Below are 16,058 nucleotides of genomic sequence, written 5' to 3'. Positions count from 1 at the left end.
GCTCCCCCGCCGATCCACGTGATGAGGTGGCGCAGCGCGGCCCGGCACACGAACACCTGCTGGCCGCTGTTGATCGCGCCGCCGCAGTCGACCATCCCCGCGAGCTCGCCCAACTGGTAGGCGTCCGCGTGGGCCTGGCCGGCGATCTCCCAGGTGACGATCTTGTCGGAGTCGGGCTGGCGGGCGCGAGCCGAGTCGAGCAGGCCACCGAGGTCGCCCTCGGCCTGCACTACCAGGACGGGCGCGTCGAGGTCATCGCGCAAGCGCAGGGTCTGCGACGAGACGGCGGCGGCGATGCCGGCCGCGCGGCCGCGGTCGCCGAACGGCAGGGCCCCGCCGCCGCGGCTGTGCAGCAGGAACCCGTCGAACACGCCGACCAGCGGGTGCACGCCGTCGATGTAGGAGGTCAGTGCGATGGCCGACTGCGACTCCCCGATCGCGATCACCGTCTCCGGAGCGAGCCCGGCCAGCGGTCCGACGTCGAGCGGGGCCCCGCCCTCTCGCGACCCGCCCGCCGCGCGGCAGTAACGGCCGACCTGGGTGACGATGTCGTAGGCGTACGCGTCACCGGGATGGTGCAGGTCGCCGTACCGCCCCTCGCGCTGAGCGCGCAGGCCTCCGGTCTGGCCGCCCATCCCCACGGCCGCGTCGCCGCCCTCGACGGCGATGAACTGCGCCGACACCCCGACCCACGCGTGGCCGGCGCGCACGATCTCCTCCGCGAGGTAGGTGTACTCGGGCGCGGCGTCCTGGCCACCGCTGACGTTGAGCCACTCCACCAGCACCACGCCGCTGAACCGTTCGGCGGACGGGCGGCGGACCAACACGCGGGTGCAGTAGGGCTGGGAGTCGGCCTCGGCGAGCGTGACCCGGCCATCGGTGGGCAGCTCGCCGACCGAGTACGACACCGCCTCGCCCGCACACGACCACTCGGACTCGATGAACCCCGCGGCGGGGAGGTCCGGGCCTGGGCGGGCGGCCATGGGCGGCACGGCCCGGCCCTCGGTGAGTTCGGTGAACGTCGGCGACTGCGCTGGCTGCATGGCCTCAATTCTGCCCGCCCCTGACGCGCCTGGAACACGTTTCCGCGACCCGGAGTGAGGCCCCCGCCGGGCCTCCGGGGGTCGGCGAGAGCTGACCCCCGTCGCTACTGCCCGTCCGGACCGGGAGCGTCATCCGCCGCCGTGGACGGGGTCGACTCAGCGGTCGACGAGGGCGACGTCGTGACGACGCTGGTCGGCGGGGACGTCGACGTGACGACACTGGTCTGCCGCGAACTCGTCGCCGGCGCCGCGGCGTCCTCGACCGGGGCCCGGGTCCGCGAACTGGTCCGGGTGGGCGTGGCGGGGGGCCCGGCCGAGAGCGTGGCCGCCGACGTCCGCGCGGGCGACGGTGTGGGCGTCGGCGCCGCCGGGCCCGGCCGCTCGGACGGTGCACAGCTGGTCAGGTGCTTCTGCGCCATCCACGCCGGCGCACCCTTGGCGATCGCCTCGGCCGGGCAGGTCCCCAGGTGGATCGACACGTCTGGGGCCCGTCGCCACCTGCCGTCCGAGTACGCCACCCAGTAGGGATCACCCGACACGGCGCTGGCCATGACGGCCCAGCCTGCCTGGCAGTCGATGATCCGCGCACCGCTGTTCGGGAACAGCAGGTCGGCGTTGATCACCGCGGAATCGCACTCCGGCCCCGTCACCTCCAGCACCCCGGCGCCCTCGGGACCGGAGGGCCGCGGGACGATCCAGGACATCCGGGGAGAAGCCACTCCCGGCAGCCGAGGGCGAGACCTCGACGGCCGGTGTCTCCGACCCGGACCCACTGCTGCGGACCAGGGCGACCACGCCCACCCCGACCACGAGCACGGCGAGGGCGGCCGCCAGAACAGTGATCAGCGTCCTGGAAGCCGTGAGTTCGGGGCGACCGGTCATCGCGCCTCTCCTGCACGGTCGGAACCACACCCGTTTGTGAGGTCATTTTTATGCTACGGGGCGCGTCAAGTGGGCGATCGGTCGCCGATACCCGCCCCGCGGTCGGCGGTTATCGGAGAGGATCGTGCCCATGACGGACTCCACTCGCACCCTGGCCGGAAAGACCCTGCTGATGTCGGGCGGCAGCCGCGGCATCGGCCTGGCCATCGCCCTGCGCGCCGCCCGCGACGGTGCGAACATCGCGATGCTCGCCAAGACCGACACTCCCCACCCGAAGCTCGAGGGCACCGTGCACACCGCCGCGGCCCAGATCGAGGAGGCGGGAGGGAAGGCCCTGGCCGTGGTGGGCGACGTTCGGAACGAGGACTCGGTGCAGGAGGCCGTCGACAGGACGGTCGAGGCGTTCGGCGGGATCGACATCGTGGTCAACAACGCCAGCGCGATCGACCTGTCACCGACCCCTGACCTGGCCATGAAGAAGTACGACCTCATGCAGGACATCAACTGCCGCGGCTCGTTCCTGCTGTCCAAGACGGCGCTGCCGCACCTGGAGGCCTCGGACGCCGCCCACATCCTCACGCTGTCCCCGCCGCTCAATCTCAATCCCAAGTGGGCGGGCAGCTTCCTCGGCTACACGATCGCCAAGTACGGCATGAGCCTGGTGACGTTGGGCCTGGCCGAGGAGCTCAAGGGACGCGGGATCGCGGCCAACAGCCTGTGGCCGCGCACCACCATCGCCACCGCCGCCGTGGCCAACCTGCTCGGCGGCGAGGAGATGGTCGCGCGCAGCCGCACGCCGGAGATCATGGCCGACGCCGCGCACGCGGTCCTCACGCGCGACCCCCGCGAGTGTACGGGCAACTTCTTCATCGACGACGACGTCCTCACCGAGGAGGGCGTCACCGACTTCTCCGTCTACGGCGGCCCCCTCGAGGAGCTGGAGCTCGACATCTTCCTCGACGCCTGAGCCCGGTGGCGGCGCGCTCTGAGGCCGCGCCGGAGCCGCGCAGCGTGCCGACAGACGGCCGGCCGCTACTTCGCGTCGGCGAGCGCGTAGGCCGCGCCCGACGCCGCCGCCGTCACCGTGAGCACCGCCGGCCACGAGCCCATCTTCTTGGCCAGCGGGTGCGAGGCGCCGAACGCCGCCACGTACAGCGCCGACAGGCCCACCGTGGTGGGCACGTCGGTCTTGGCCGCCCACGAGCGACCGGCCCAGACGCCGGCCGCCGCCAGCACGACCCCACCGAGCGGACGGATCCCCGTCTCACGGGCGGTCAACCACCCGCCGAGCAGCCCGGTGGCCACGACGGCGGCGGTGGAGACGGACTCAGGACTCTTCACATCGATCATCGGCATGACCCGATCCTATGGCCGACGCCCACGTGGGCGGGACGGGCGTTCCTCGTCGTCGTCGCCGTATCTCTCGGTACGGTGAGCCCAACGCCGCCCGCACGCGCCCCCGGCGGCGACGCCCCGCCCGCCCCACAGGAGGCCCCGTGACCAGTCAGGACACCGCCACGCACGTGCTCGATGAGGTGGTGGCGCTGGAGCCGCTCGGCGAGAACCTCTACCGCGGCCGCACGCACGAGGCGTACGCCAACATGGTCGGCCCGTTCGGCGGCACCACGGCGGCGACGATGCTGGCCGCGGTCCTGCAGCACCCCGAGCGGCACGGCGACCCGCTCGCGCTGACCCTCAACTACGCCGGGCCCGTCGCCGACGGCGAGTTCCTCATCGAGGCGCGCCCCGCCCGCACCAACCGCTCCAACCAGCACTGGTGGATCGAGATGCGCCAGGGCGACGACGTGGTCACCACCGCCACGGCCATCACCGGGCTGCGGCGGGAGACGTGGTCGGAGACCGAGGCCGCCGCGCCCGCCGTACCCGCTCCGGAGGAGCTGCCCTCCGCCGGCGCCGACCGCGGCGTGAAGTGGGTGGAGAACTACGACATGCGGTTCGTCGAGGGGGGATGGGAGGCCGTCGCGGCGGGCGAGGAGAGCCCGGGGTCGACGACGACGATGTGGATCCGCGACGCCCCGGCCCGCGGTCTCGACCATCTCGCGCTGACGGCCATGTGCGATTCGTTCTTCCCGCGCGCATTCCTGCGGCTCGGTCGGCCGGTCCCCGCGGGCACGGTGACGCTGACGATCCACTTCCTGGCCACCGCCGACGAGATCGCCGCCCAGGGCACCGACTTCCTGCTGGGCAGCGTGCACTCGCACCGCTTCCACGGCAACTACCACGACGAGGCCGCGCGCCTGTGGGGTCGCGACGGGACGCTGCTGGCGACGGGCACGCAGCTTATGTATTTCAAAGGCTGAGTACTTCAGGAGCTCAGTACTTCAAGAGTTAGGACGGCCCATGTCGGCGACCCGAAACCATTCCACCCACGAGGTCCTCAACCAGGCTCCGCCGCGGGTCGACGTGGACGAGTTCGCCCTCAACCCGGCGCTGCAGGACGCGGTGGCGACCTTCTCCCCGCACGCGCGGATCGAGGGGTTCCACGAGATCGGCCGCCACGTCGGCACCGCGCAGTACCAACACGACGCCGAGCTCGCCAACACCCGCCCGCCCGTGCACCACTCGCACGACCGGTGGGGCAACCGCGTCGACGAGATCGAGTTCCACCCCGCCTACCACCGCATCATGGAGTACTCGGTGGCCCACGGACTGCACACCTCGGCGTGGGCCGACCCCGGGCAGGGCGCGAACGTCGAGCGGGCCGCCGGGTTCATGCTGGTCTCGCAGGTCGAGGCCGGGCACGGGTGCCCGCTGTCCATGACCCACGCCGTGGTTCCGTCGTTGCGCCTGAGCCCGGAGCTGGCCGCCGAATGGGAGCCCGCGCTGCTCTCCCGCGTCTACGACCCGGAGCTGCGCGACCCCGCCACCAAGTCGGGCGTGCTGTTCGGGATGGCGATGACCGAGAAGCAGGGCGGCTCGGACGTCCGCGCCAACACCACGACCGCCGAACCCGTCACCGCCGGCGGCTCCGTGGGCGCGGGCGACTCGGGCTGCCATGTCCTGCGGGGCCACAAGTGGTTCTGCTCGGCGCCGCAGTCGGACGCGTTCCTCGTGCTGGCGCAGGCTCCGGAGGGGCTGAGCTGCTTCCTCGTCCCGCGCGTGCTGCCGGGCGGCGAGCGCAACCCGTTCCTCGTGCAGCGGCTCAAGGACAAGCTCGGCAACAAGTCCAACGCCTCCTCCGAGGTGGAGTTCGACGGGACGCTCGGCTGGATGGTCGGCGAGCCCGGTCGCGGCGTGCGCACGATCATCGAGATGGTCGGCCGCACCCGGCTGGACTGTGTGCTCGGCGCCGCGGCGGGAATGCGGCAGGGCGTGGCCGAGGCCGCGTGGCACGCCCGGCACCGGGCGGCGTTCGGCGCGACACTCGTCGACCAGCCCGCGATGGCGGCCGTCCTGGCCGACCTGCAGCTCGAGTCCGAGGCCGCGACGTGGACGGCCTTGAGGTTGGCGTCGGCGTACGACGACGAGGAATTCGCCCCCTACCGTCGGCTGGCCACCGCGGTGGCGAAGTACTGGGTCTGCAAGCGCGGGCCGAACCACGCCTACGAGTCGCTGGAGTGCCTCGGCGGCAACGGCTACACCGAGGCGTTCCCACTCGCGCGCCGCTACCGGGAGCAGCCGGTGCTGGCGGTGTGGGAGGGCTCGGGCAACGTCATCGCCCTGGACGTGCTGCGGGCCATGACCCGGGAACCGGAGTCGGTAGCGGCGTTCGATGCCGAGCTGTCCGCGCAGCTGGGCGGTCACGAGCTGTACGACCGGCACGTCGAGCGGGTGCGCGGGCTCGTGAGCCGGGCCGCCGCCGACCCGGGCGCGGCGCCCGGGATCGCGCGACGGCTGGTCGAGTCGATGGCGCTGGCCCAGCAGGCCGCGGTCCTGCTCGCCCACGCCCCGGCCCCGGTCGCGGAGGCGTTCTGCCTGGCCCGCCTCGGCGACGACCGCTCGGCCGAGTACGGCGCCCTGCCCGACGGTGTGGACATCCGCGCACTGGTCGAGAGGGCCTGACCCGGCGCGCGGCAGAGAAACGACACCGCCGGTTTCGGAAATCGCGTGACAGCACGTGAGCCGTGTCACACACTGGGGGCATCCCCACAACGAGGTGCTGTATGTCAATTTCCGGTGAGCCGCGCGAGAAGGTCTTCCGTCCCGGGCCCGCGCCGCTGCGCTCCCACCTGCCGGTGCTGGGCAAGACGCTGGAATATGTGCACGACCCACTGTCCGCGATGGCCCGTCGCTATCGCGACCACGGCCCGGTCTCCGATCTCAACCTCCTCGGCCGGACCAGGACCGCGCTCATCGGCCCCGACGCGTGCCAGGCCGCTCTGCAGAACGGCGACAAGGCGTTCGCCAGCGGCCCGGGCTGGGGATACCTGGTGGGGCCGTTCTTCAATCGCGGGCTGATGCTGCTCGACTTCGAGGAGCACAAGCACTACCGGCAGATCATGCAGGAGGCGTTCACCCGCCCCCGGCTCGAGGGCTACACGCGGACGCTCGCGCCGCTCGTCGACGCGGGAATCGCGTCCTGGTCGCCGGACCGGGCGTTCCGGATCTACCCCGCACTCAAGTCGCACACGCTCGACCTGGCGACCGACGTGTTCATGGGCGGCGCCGAGTACGCCGTTCCCGGCGAGATCGACCGTGTGAACACGGCTTTCGTCGACTGCGTGCAGGCGGCCAACGGGTACGTCCGGTCGACGGCCCCGGTGCCGTTCACCAAGTGGGGCCGCGCCACCCGCGGCCGCCGGCTGCTGGAGGAGTTCCTCCGCCGCCATCTTCCGGCCCGCCGCGCGAATCCGGGAGAGGACCTGTTCTCCGCGCTGTGTCAGGTGGCGGACGCCTCCGGCGGGATCGACGACGACGACATCATCAACCAGATGATCTTCCTGCTGATGGCCGCGCATGACACCACGACCAGCACGGTGACGTCCATGGTCTACGAGCTCGGCCGCGACGTGGAATGGCAGGAGCGGCTGCGTCGGCAGTGCCTGGCGCTGGGCCCGAACCCGAGCCTGGCCGAGCTGGAGGAGCTGCCTGACCTCGCGCTGGTGATGAAGGAGACGTTGCGTCTGCACCCGCCGGTTCCGGTGCTGGCCCGCAAGACGGTCAAGGACACCGAGATCCTGGGGGTGGAGATCCCGGCCGGCCGGCTCATCTCGGTGATGCCGCTGTACTCGCACCACATGCCCGAGTACTGGACGGATCCGGAGATCTTCGACCCGGAGCGGTTCTCCGAGGAGCGGCGGGAGGACAAGTCGCACCGCTTCGCGTGGGAGCCCTTCGGCGGAGGTGTGCACAAGTGCCTCGGCATGATCTTCGCCAACCTCGAGTCGAAGCTCGTGCTGAGCGCGCTGCTGCGCCACTTCGAGTGGTCGGTGCCGCTGGACTACTCCCCGCCCATGAAGAACGACTCGCTGCCCTACCCCGGCGACGGGCTGCCCGTGTCGCTGCGCCCGCTCTCGCGCGTCCACGCCTGACCCGCCGCCGCCCACCCGCCCGCACCTGCTCCGGGTGCGGGCGCGGGCATATGCGCAGCTAGAGTCGCCCGCGCCGGCGCCACCTATCCGATTCCGCGGCGCCTACCGGATCCGCTAGGTGGCGCAGATCGCGATAGGCGGCGTGGGGATCTGGTAGGTGGCGAGAGATCCGATAGGTGAGCTGAGCGCCGGGCGGGCGGCCGGCAGCCCCGCTGTCAGACGAGAAGACGGTTCCGCCCGCGTCGGCCGAGTGGGCGCGTGCGGAACCGTCTTTTCGATGGGCGAACCGCCGCCCGGCGGCCATGCCCGGCGGACTCGGGCGGCGGGGCGGAGGACCCGGGCGGTGGGGCGGCGGGGCGGCGGTCAGTTCTCGAGGGCGTTGATCACCTCGAGCTCGCCCTCCGAATGCGAGGCGCGGATGCGCTTCTTGTCCAGCTTGCCGACCGAGGTCTTGGGGATCTCGTCGACAAAGGCGAAGCGCTCCGGCACCTGCCACTTGGCCATCCGCTGTGCCAGGTGCGCGCGGAGCTCCTCGACGTCCGGATCGGGGATGCCCTCCTTGACGACGATCGCGGCCAGCGGGCGCTCGTCCCACTTGGGATCCGGCACACCGACAACGGCCGCCTCGGCCACGGCCGGGTGCTCGAGCAGGTAGTTCTCCACCTCGACCGAGGAGATCCACTCGCCGCCGGACTTGATGATGTCCTTGGCGCGGTCGGTCAGCTGGAGGAAGCCCTCGGGCCGCACGTAACCCACGTCGCCGGTGCGCAGCCAGCCGTCATCGAACGAGTCCGAGTTGTCGACCTTGTAGTAGCTTCCGGTGATCCACGGGCCGCGGACCTGCAGCTCGCCCACAGACTCGCCGTCCCACGGCAACTCGTTGCCGGCGTCGTCGACGATCCGCGCCTTGACGCCCGCGAGGAAACGACCCTGGGTGGTCCGCAGCTGGAACTGCTTCTCCTCCGGCAGCTCCGCCTTGGGCCGCGACAGCGTGCCGATGGGCGAGGTCTCGGTCATCCCCCAGGCGTGGATGATGTTGATCCCGTAGCGCTCCTTGAACTTACGGATCAACTCCGGCGGGCAGGAGCTGCCGCCCACCACCACGGCGCGGAAGCTCGACATGTCCACGGGGTGGTCCACGCTGTAGGCATCCAAGGCCATCCAGATGGTCGGCACGGCGGCGGCCAGCGTGGGACGCTCGGAGGCGATCATCGCGGCGAGCGGCTCGGGCTGCAGGAACCGCTCCGGCATGAGCAGCGAGGCGCCCACCATGAACGCGGCGTACGGCAGGCCCCACGACATGGCGTGGAACATCGGGACGATCGCCAGGACGTTGTCATCCACCGAGATGTCCATGCCGTCGGACATGCACACCTGCATCGAGTGCAGGTAGATCGAGCGGTGCGAGTAGACGACGCCCTTCGGGTCGCCGGTCGTGCCCGAGGTGTAGGCCATCGCGGCGGCTGAGTTCTCGTCGACCTCCGGCCACTCGAACTCCGTGGGCTGCGCGGCCAGGAGCGCCTCGTAGTCGTGCACCTGCACGCCCTCGGGAGCCTCCAGGCTCGCGGCGCCACCACCGGTCACGATCACGTGCTCGACCGTCGAGAAGCGGGGCAGGAGCGGCTGCAGCAGCGGGATCAGGCTCGGGTCGACGATGACGACCTTGTCCTCGGCGTGGTTGGCCACGAACTCGAGCTGGTCCGGGAAAAGCCGGATGTTGAGCGGGTGCAGCACCGCGCCCATCGACGGGATGGCCAGGTAGGCCTCCAGGTGCTCGGAGTTGTTCCACTGGAAGGTGGCGACCCGCTGGTCACCGTCGATCCCCAGCGACCGCAGGGCGTGGGCCAGCTGCGCAGCGCGCTTGCCGAGATCGCCGAACGAGAGCTTGCGCGGCCCCTCCGCGGTCCAGGTGGTGACCACGGCATCGGCGTGGACGGTCGAACCGAACTGCAGGATCGTGCTGATGTTCAGCTGCTCCGGCATCATCGTGCTGCGCATGGGCGGGACTCCTTACTCGCGGGGCGTGCGTGACCTGAGGGGACGCGTGGGTATGCCGTAGATCACTCTGAAGGTCGAGACTACTCCCGACCCCTTCCGACCTATCCGCTCAGGGGGGAATCGCCCGCTTCGGCGTCGAGGGCGTCGAACACCTCCTGGACCGTCTTCATCGCCGACAGGGCGGCGGGCGCCCCGCAGTACCCCGAGGCGTGGATGACGGCCTCGGTGATCTCCTCCCGCGTCAGCCCGTTGGTCAGGCCCCCGCGGACGTGGCCGGCCAGCTCGGCGTTCGCGCGCAGCGCCACCAGCATGCCGATGTTGAGCAGACTCCTGTCCCGCCGACCCAGGCCCGGCCGGTCCCAGATGTTGCCCCACACGTTCTCGGTGACCACGTACTGGATGGCCTCCGACGCCGTCCCGGCCGCCCGGTCCATCGCCCGGTCGACGAAGGCGTCCCCCATCACCTCCCGCCTGGTCGCGAATCCCTGCTCGCGCAGGTCCCGGGCCGCTGGCCCGTTGTCGGCGGAACTCGTCGTCGTCATCTGCTGGTCCTTCCACTGGGCGTCATCCGTCAGTGCCTCGTGAGGCACCGACCATCCTCCCCTGTCCCGTCTCCGCCGAAAGCGCCACGCCCGCCCCGCCGGCGGAGCACTCTGGGGACAGGTATCCGGCTCGGGAAGGCGGCCCGCCATGCACTCTCGGACAACCCGACGGATCGCACGCGCGGTCCTCGCGCTCGGACTCGCGCCCGTCCTGGCGCTGTCGGCCTGCTCGACCGAGCCCGGAGGGGCCGAGGAGGACGCGACGGCCACCTCGTCGTCGTCGCCCCCGGACCGCACCACCTCCGCGCGTCCCGGCACGCTCGGCGGCGAGCCCCTCCCGGTCCAGGACACGGCGCCGTGCGCGCAGGACGGCGGCGGCACGCCCGTGGCCCGCACCGCCGACGGCCAGGCCGGCCCCGAGGGGCCCATCTCGTTGAACCCCGAGGTCGCCACCGGGTTCCGCACCGGGATGCGGCCCGTCGCCACCGCGTCGTACTCGGTCTCCACCGCGCACCCGCTGTCGACCCGGGCGGCGTGCGAGGTCCTCGCCGACGGCGGTACCGCCGCCGACGCCCTGGTCACCGCCCAGGCCGTCCTCGGGCTGGTCGAGCCGCAGTCCTCCGGCCTTGGCGGCGGCGGATTCCTCGTGCACTACGACGCCGAGTCCGGGCAGGTCGAAACGTACGACGGCCGGGAGACCGCGCCCGCCGCCGCCACCGTCGACTACCTCCGGCACATCTCGCCCGACGACACCGCCGCACCGCAGCCCGACGCGCGGCGCAGCGGGCGGTCCATCGGCGTGCCCGGCATCCTCCGCCTGCTCGAGACGGCCCACGCCGACCACGGCGAGCGCGAGTGGCGCGACCTGTTCGACCCCGCGGTGCTGCTGGCCGACGACGGCTTCGAGATCAGCCCACGCCTGGCCGAATCCATCGCCGCCTCCGCCGCGGACCTGGCCCGCGACCCCGACGCCGCCGGGTACTTCCTCGACGGCGACACCGGGAAACCCGCCGGGACGCGCCTCACCAACCCCGCCTACGCCAAGACCCTGTCCGCCGTGGCCACCGAGGGCGCCGACGCGTTCTACACCGGCGCGATCGCCGAGGCGATCGTCGACCAGGTCAGCACCGAGCGCGAGGGCATCACCCCCGGCGCCATGACCCTCGACGACCTCGCCGGATACGAGGCCGTCACGCGCGACCCCGTGTGCAGCCCGTACCGCGACCACGCCGTGTGCGGCATGGCGCCACCGTCCTCGGGGGGCACCGCCGTCGCCTCGACCCTGGCCATGCTCGCCGAGTCCGACCTCGCCGCGTACCCGCCGACCGACGTCGGACCCGACGGCGGCCTGCCCGCCCCCGAGGCAGTACACCTGGTCACCGAGGCCGAACGGCTCGCCTACGCCGACCGCGACGTCTACATCGCCGACCCACGCTTCGTCCCACCGCCGCTGGGCTCCGCGATGACCCTGCTGCGACCCGGCTACCTCGCCGGACGCGCCGGCCTCATCGACACCGAGCGCTCCATGGGCGAGGCCGAGCCCGGCGACTTCCCCTTCGACGCCCGCGGCGTGTTCACCGGCCCCGAACACGGGACCACCCACATCAGCATCGTCGACGCGCAGGGCAACGCCGCCGCGCTCACCACGACCATCGAGTCCGCGTTCGGCTCCTTCCAGATGGTCGAGGGGTTCTTGCTCAACAACCAGCTCACCGACTTCGCCGCCGAGCCGCGCGACGATGCCGGGCAGCTGCAGGCCAACCGGGTCCAGCCCGGCAAGCGGCCGCGCTCGTCCATGGCGCCGACACTGGTCTTCGACGGCACGCCCCTCGCGCGCGGTGAGCTGCGCGCGGTCGTCGGGTCGCCCGGCGGGTCGCGGATCATCCAGTTCGTCGTCAAGACGCTGGTCGGCATGCTCGACTGGGAACTCGACCCGCAGCAGGCCGTGGGCTCCCCGTCGTTCGGGGCGATCAACTCGCCCGAGACCGCGATCGGCGGCGAACACCCGGCGGTGACCGACGACTCCGAGCTGACCCGGTGGCTCACGGAGCGCGGCCACGAGGTCTCCACCGAGGAGCAGTCGTCTGGCCTCTCGGCGATTCTGCGCCAGTCCGACGGCACGCTCGTCGGCGGCGCCGACCCCCGGCGCGAGGGGATCGTGCTGGGCGGGTGACGCGGCGGCTTCTGCCCGCGGCGCCTGCTCGGCTACCCTCGAGAGGTCCGGCCACCTGCGCCGGGCGCCCCGCGGCGACTCGGCGGAAGTCGGTGTGGATCCGGCGCCGTCCCGCAACTGTGACCCCGTCCCCGGACGGGCGAGTCAGGTCGGCCCGTGCCGCGGTAGCCGTACGTACTGACCTCGGACGAAGAACGGTCGAGTGCCGCGGCCCCACCGCCGCGGCCCGAGCTGTTCTCGTCCTCCGAGCCGCGGAGGATGCCATGCCCCACCCACGAGCCCGCTCACTGTTGATCGCGCCGCTGGCCGCCCTCGCGCTCGTCGCCACCGCGTGCAGCGGCTCCAATGGCGAAGACTCCGCCCCCGCCGACCAGACCGGCGCGGCGGCCGACGAGCCGCAGGCGATCGTGTCCCTGAGCCCCACGACCACCGAGATGCTCTACGCCGTCGGCGCGGGCGACCAGGTGGTGGCGGTGGACGAGCGCTCCGACTTCCCGGAAGACGCGCCGGTCACCGACCTGTCCGGCTACACGCCCAACCTCGAAGCGATCCTGGGCTACGCCCCCGACCTCGTGGTGCTCACCGACGACAACGCCGACGTCGTGGCCGGGCTCGAGCGCTCGGGCGTCGAGGTGCTCCAGCTGCCGGCCGCCCAGACCCTCGACGACACGTACACCCAGCTCGAGCAGGTGGGCGCGGCCACCGGCAACATCGGCGAGGCCGCCGAGCTGGTGTCGCGGATGCAGGGCGAGATCGACGAGATCGTCGCCTCGGTGCCCGAGCGCGAGACGCCGCTGACGTACTTTCACGAGCTGGACGACACGTACTACACCGTCACCGACGCGACCTACGTCGGCGAGATCTACTCCGTGCTCGGCCTGACCTCCATCGCCACCGGCGACGACACCTACCCGCAGCTGTCGGAGGAACTCATACTCGAGGCCGACCCGGACCTCATCTTCCTCGCCGACGGGCAGTGCTGCGGCGTCACCGCGGAGACCGTGGCGCAGCGTCCCGGCTGGGACGGGCTCACCGCCGTGCGCGAGGACCGCGTCCACGTGGTGGACGAGGACCTGGCCAGCCGCTGGGGCCCGCGCATCGTGGACTTCATGCGCGAGGTCGCCGCGATCGTCGCGCAGATCCCCGCCGACCAGCCCGCGCCCCAGCCCACCCCGTGACCCGCCCGTCGCCCCGCCACGCCCTCGTGCTGGGCGGGGCGACGCTGCTCTTCGGAGCGGCGATGCTGCTGGGCACCCTCATCGGCCCGGCCGGACTCACCGCCGGCGGGGTGCTGCTCGACCTGCTCGACCGCCTGCCGCTCCTAGCGGTGGACTCCGGCCTCACCGAGCGCCAGCAGGTGATCCTGTGGGAGATCCGGGTCCCGCGCGTCGTTCTGGGTGCGATCGTCGGCGCGACACTGGCGATCGCGGGCGCCACCTACCAGGGCGTGTTCCGCAATCCGCTCGCCGACCCATACCTGCTGGGCGTGTCCAGCGGCGCCGGCCTGGGCGCGACACTGGCGATCGTCGCGGGCGGTGCGATGGGCTCGGGCCTGGTGCCGCCGGCCGCGTTCGCCGGCGGCATGATCGCCGTGATGGCCACGTACGCGCTGGGACGCAGCGTGGGCGGCGGGCGCAGCGAGGTCGTCATCATCCTCGCCGGCGTCGCGGTGGCCGCGTTCGCGAGCGCCATCCAGACCTTCTTCATGCAGCGTCACGACGACACGCTTCGGCAGGTGTACTCGTGGATGCTCGGACGCCTCACCACCAGCGGGTGGACCGACGTGCGGGCGGTCCTGCCGTACGTGCTGGTCTCCGTGGCGGTGATCGCCCTGTTCCGGCGCATGCTCGACGTCATGGCGGTCGGCGACGTCGAGGCCGCCACGATGGGCATCTCCCCGGCGCGGGTGCGTCTCATCCTCATCAGCGTCGCCACCCTCGGCACGGCGGCGGTCGTGTCGGTCTCGGGCCTCATCGGGTTCGTGGGCATCGTCATCCCGCACGCGGTGCGGATGCTCATAGGGCCCGGGCACCGACTGCTGCTGCCCACCTCCCTGCTGGCCGGGGCGACGTTTCTCGTGCTGGCCGACGTCATCGCGCGCACCGCCATGAGCCCGGCCGAGCTGCCGATCGGCGTGGTCACCGCCGCGATCGGCGCCCCGTTCTTCCTCGTGGTCCTGCGCCGCAGTCGGGGGCAGATATGAGCCCCGCCGACCACGCGCGCCGGGCCCCCTCGAGCCCGGCCGCACCACGCCACCCCGCCCTGGCCTGCCGCGACCTGCACGTCGTCCGCGACCGCACGCCGGTCCTGCACGGCATCGACCTGTCGGTTCCCGCGGGTTCCTGGGTGTCGCTGGTCGGCCCCAACGGCTCCGGTAAGACCACCCTGCTGTTCGCACTCGCGGGTCTCGTCCCGACGTCGGGGGGCGTCGAGGTCGAGGGGTTCGCGCCGCGCCGCGCGGGGCGCCGCCGCGTAGCGCGGACGGTGGCGATGATGCCGCAGCGCCCGGTGGTACCGGAGGGCGTCACCGCGCGCGAGCTCATCCGCCTCGGTCGCACGCCGCACATCTCCCGCTTCGGCACGGAGACCGCCCACGACCACGAGGTCGTCGACCGGGTGATCGACCGCCTCGACCTGCGCGACCTCGCCGCGCGCACCGCGACCACCCTGTCCGGCGGCGAGCTCCAGCGGGTGGTGCTCGGTCGCTCGCTGGCGCAGGAGCCGCGGGTGCTGCTGCTCGACGAGCCCACCAGCGCCCTCGACATCGGTCACCAGCAGCAGGTGCTGGACCTGGTCGACTCGATGCGGCGCGAGAGCGGGCTGACGGTGGTCGCGGCCATGCACGACCTCACCTCGGCCGCGCACTACGGCGAGCGGCTGGTGCTACTGGACGGCGGGCGCGTCGTGGCCGACGGCCGGCCGGAGGAGGTGCTCACCGCCGAACGGGTGGCGCAGGTGTACGGGGCGCGCGTCGAGGTCGTGGAGCGTCCCGACGGCCCGGCGGTGCTGCCCCTGCGCGGCGCGGGAGCGGGGCCCGGCGAGGAGGGCGCGCCCGGGCGCCGGACGCCCGGGGAGTGCGCGCCGTGATGGAAGTCGTGCTGCTGGGCACGGGCGCGGCCGACGGCTGGCCCAACCCGTTCTGCCGGTGCACGTCGTGCGGCGAGGCGCGCCGGCTCGGCGTGGTGCGCGGCCAGACCTGCGCGCTTGTCGACGACGAGCTGCTGATCGACTGCGGCCCGGAGGCCCCCGGCGCGGCGGTGCGGCTCGGGCGCACCCTGGCGTCGGTCAGGCATCTGCTCATCACTCACGCCCACGCCGACCATCTCGGTCCGCAGGCGTTGCTCTACCGCTCGTGGGTCCCGGGGGCGGGTGGGCTCGAGGTGGTCGGTCCCGCCGACGCGCTCGAGGTGTGCCGTCCGTGGGTCGGTCCGGACGACCCGGTGCGGTTCGTCCCGGTCGTCGCCGGGGACCGGCTCATCGTGGGCGGCTACGACGTGCGCGTGCTGCCGGCCCGGCACCGTGTCTTCCGCGACGGCGACGCCGTGCTCTACGACCTCACCGGGCCCGACGGCGCGCGACTGCTGTGGGCCACCGACACCGGTCCGTGGGACGAGGACTGGTTCGCCGCGGTCCGTGACGCCCGGTACGACGCGGTGTTCATGGAACAGACCCTCGGCGACCGCGAGGAGCTCTCCCCCGTGCACCTGGGCCTGTCCCGGTTCGCCGACCTGCTCGCGCGGCTGCGCGGGGTGGGCGCGGTGGTCGATGAGACCGAGGTGGTCGCCGTCCACCTGGGGCATCACAATCCGGCGCCCGACGTCCTGGCCGCGCGCCTGCACGGCCTCGGCGCCCGTGCCGGGGTCGACGGCGAGGTGGTCTGCTGCGGTCGCGATCAGCGGACTCCCGGTGACCGCGACCTCGACTCGCG

The 16,058-nt window shown here is 72.5% G+C and carries 14 protein-coding genes; 10 read left to right on the top strand and 4 right to left on the bottom strand.

Annotated features, from left to right (window positions below; genetic code table 11):
* Positions 1-1,043: alpha/beta hydrolase domain-containing protein (locus DPA01S_RS14185; protein ID WP_061917279.1), on the bottom strand; the 1,043-nt coding region annotated here is incomplete at its 3' end.
* Between the two features lie 141 nt (positions 1,044-1,184).
* On the opposite strand from DPA01S_RS14185, the gene DPA01S_RS14180 reads away from it, so the two are divergent.
* Positions 1,185-1,568, top strand: a complete 384-nt coding sequence (locus DPA01S_RS14180) for a hypothetical protein (protein ID WP_061229797.1) — start codon at positions 1,185-1,187, stop codon at positions 1,566-1,568.
* 487 nt (positions 1,569-2,055) lie between these two features.
* Positions 2,056-2,892 (top strand): SDR family oxidoreductase, encoded by an 837-nt coding sequence (locus DPA01S_RS14175; RefSeq protein ID WP_061229798.1) that lies wholly within the window; start codon positions 2,056-2,058, stop codon positions 2,890-2,892.
* 65 nt (positions 2,893-2,957) lie between these two features.
* Here the strand turns inward: DPA01S_RS14175 and DPA01S_RS14170 are convergent, their stop codons facing one another.
* The gene (locus DPA01S_RS14170) at positions 2,958-3,281 is read right to left on the bottom strand and encodes a hypothetical protein (RefSeq protein ID WP_007633082.1); all 324 of its coding nucleotides are present in this window, start codon (positions 3,279-3,281) and stop codon (positions 2,958-2,960) included.
* 140 nt (positions 3,282-3,421) lie between these two features.
* Between DPA01S_RS14170 and DPA01S_RS14165 the strand changes: the two genes are divergently transcribed.
* The 3 genes from DPA01S_RS14165 to DPA01S_RS14155 all read left to right on the top strand — a co-directional run bounded on the left by DPA01S_RS14165 (position 3,422) and on the right by DPA01S_RS14155 (position 7,417).
* Positions 3,422-4,246, top strand: coding sequence for an acyl-CoA thioesterase (locus DPA01S_RS14165; protein WP_061229799.1), 825 nt, complete (start codon positions 3,422-3,424; stop codon positions 4,244-4,246).
* Positions 4,247-4,286: 40 nt separating this feature from the next.
* Entirely contained in the window at positions 4,287-5,948 is a 1,662-nt protein-coding gene (locus DPA01S_RS14160) for an acyl-CoA dehydrogenase family protein (RefSeq protein WP_061229800.1), read from the top strand.
* A gap of 101 nt (positions 5,949-6,049) precedes the next feature.
* Positions 6,050-7,417, top strand: a complete 1,368-nt coding sequence (locus DPA01S_RS14155) for a cytochrome P450 (RefSeq protein WP_061917272.1) — start codon at positions 6,050-6,052, stop codon at positions 7,415-7,417.
* A 363-nt stretch (positions 7,418-7,780) separates the two neighbouring features.
* Here the strand turns inward: DPA01S_RS14155 and DPA01S_RS14150 are convergent, their stop codons facing one another.
* Together DPA01S_RS14150 and DPA01S_RS14145 are read right to left on the bottom strand one after the other, a co-directional pair.
* Positions 7,781-9,415, bottom strand: coding sequence for a long-chain fatty acid--CoA ligase (locus DPA01S_RS14150; RefSeq protein ID WP_061917269.1), 1,635 nt, complete (start codon positions 9,413-9,415; stop codon positions 7,781-7,783).
* A 101-nt stretch (positions 9,416-9,516) separates the two neighbouring features.
* Positions 9,517-9,957 (bottom strand): carboxymuconolactone decarboxylase family protein, encoded by a 441-nt coding sequence (locus DPA01S_RS14145; protein ID WP_061917282.1) that lies wholly within the window; start codon positions 9,955-9,957, stop codon positions 9,517-9,519.
* Positions 9,958-10,105: 148 nt separating this feature from the next.
* On the opposite strand from DPA01S_RS14145, the gene ggt reads away from it, so the two are divergent.
* The 5 genes from ggt to DPA01S_RS14120 all read left to right on the top strand — a co-directional run.
* Entirely contained in the window at positions 10,106-12,130 is a 2,025-nt protein-coding gene (ggt, locus tag DPA01S_RS14140) for a gamma-glutamyltransferase (RefSeq protein ID WP_061917266.1), read from the top strand.
* A 263-nt stretch (positions 12,131-12,393) separates the two neighbouring features.
* Entirely contained in the window at positions 12,394-13,308 is a 915-nt protein-coding gene (locus tag DPA01S_RS14135) for an ABC transporter substrate-binding protein (RefSeq protein WP_061917263.1), read from the top strand.
* Positions 13,305-14,333: a FecCD family ABC transporter permease gene (locus tag DPA01S_RS14130; RefSeq protein WP_061917258.1), complete on the top strand. Its 1,029-nt coding sequence runs from the start codon at positions 13,305-13,307 to the stop codon at positions 14,331-14,333. The genes DPA01S_RS14135 and DPA01S_RS14130 overlap by 4 nt, the downstream gene beginning before the upstream one ends.
* Entirely contained in the window at positions 14,330-15,217 is an 888-nt protein-coding gene (locus DPA01S_RS14125; RefSeq protein WP_061229806.1) for an ABC transporter ATP-binding protein, read from the top strand. The genes DPA01S_RS14130 and DPA01S_RS14125 overlap by 4 nt, the downstream gene beginning before the upstream one ends.
* On the top strand, positions 15,217-16,058 hold an 842-nt coding region (locus DPA01S_RS14120), incomplete at its 3' end, for an MBL fold metallo-hydrolase (RefSeq protein WP_061229808.1). The genes DPA01S_RS14125 and DPA01S_RS14120, both read left to right, overlap by 1 nt.

This window comes from Dietzia papillomatosis NBRC 105045, from assembly GCF_001570845.1.
In the GTDB taxonomy this organism is placed as follows: Bacteria; Actinomycetota; Actinomycetes; order Mycobacteriales; family Mycobacteriaceae; genus Dietzia; species Dietzia cinnamea.
Note: the sequence above shows the minus strand (reverse complement) of the source record. Positions and strands in the feature narration are given on the sequence as shown.

What these genes read in the sequence shown, in the direction of transcription:
- DPA01S_RS14160 (WP_061229800.1), top strand. Translation starts at nt 4,287, where the DNA reads ATGTCGGCGACCCGAAACCATTCCACCCACGAGGTCCTCAACCAGGCT.
- DPA01S_RS14175 (WP_061229798.1), top strand. Translation starts at nt 2,056, where the DNA reads ATGACGGACTCCACTCGCACCCTGGCCGGAAAGACCCTGCTGATGTCG.
- ggt (WP_061917266.1), top strand. Translation starts at nt 10,106, where the DNA reads ATGCACTCTCGGACAACCCGACGGATCGCACGCGCGGTCCTCGCGCTC.
- DPA01S_RS14150 (WP_061917269.1), bottom strand. Translation starts at nt 9,415, where the DNA reads ATGCGCAGCACGATGATGCCGGAGCAGCTGAACATCAGCACGATCCTG.
- DPA01S_RS14125 (WP_061229806.1), top strand. Translation starts at nt 14,330, where the DNA reads ATGAGCCCCGCCGACCACGCGCGCCGGGCCCCCTCGAGCCCGGCCGCA.
- DPA01S_RS14145 (WP_061917282.1), bottom strand. Translation starts at nt 9,957, where the DNA reads ATGACGACGACGAGTTCCGCCGACAACGGGCCAGCGGCCCGGGACCTG.
- DPA01S_RS14170 (WP_007633082.1), bottom strand. Translation starts at nt 3,281, where the DNA reads ATGCCGATGATCGATGTGAAGAGTCCTGAGTCCGTCTCCACCGCCGCC.
- DPA01S_RS14155 (WP_061917272.1), top strand. Translation starts at nt 6,050, where the DNA reads ATGTCAATTTCCGGTGAGCCGCGCGAGAAGGTCTTCCGTCCCGGGCCC.
- DPA01S_RS14135 (WP_061917263.1), top strand. Translation starts at nt 12,394, where the DNA reads ATGCCCCACCCACGAGCCCGCTCACTGTTGATCGCGCCGCTGGCCGCC.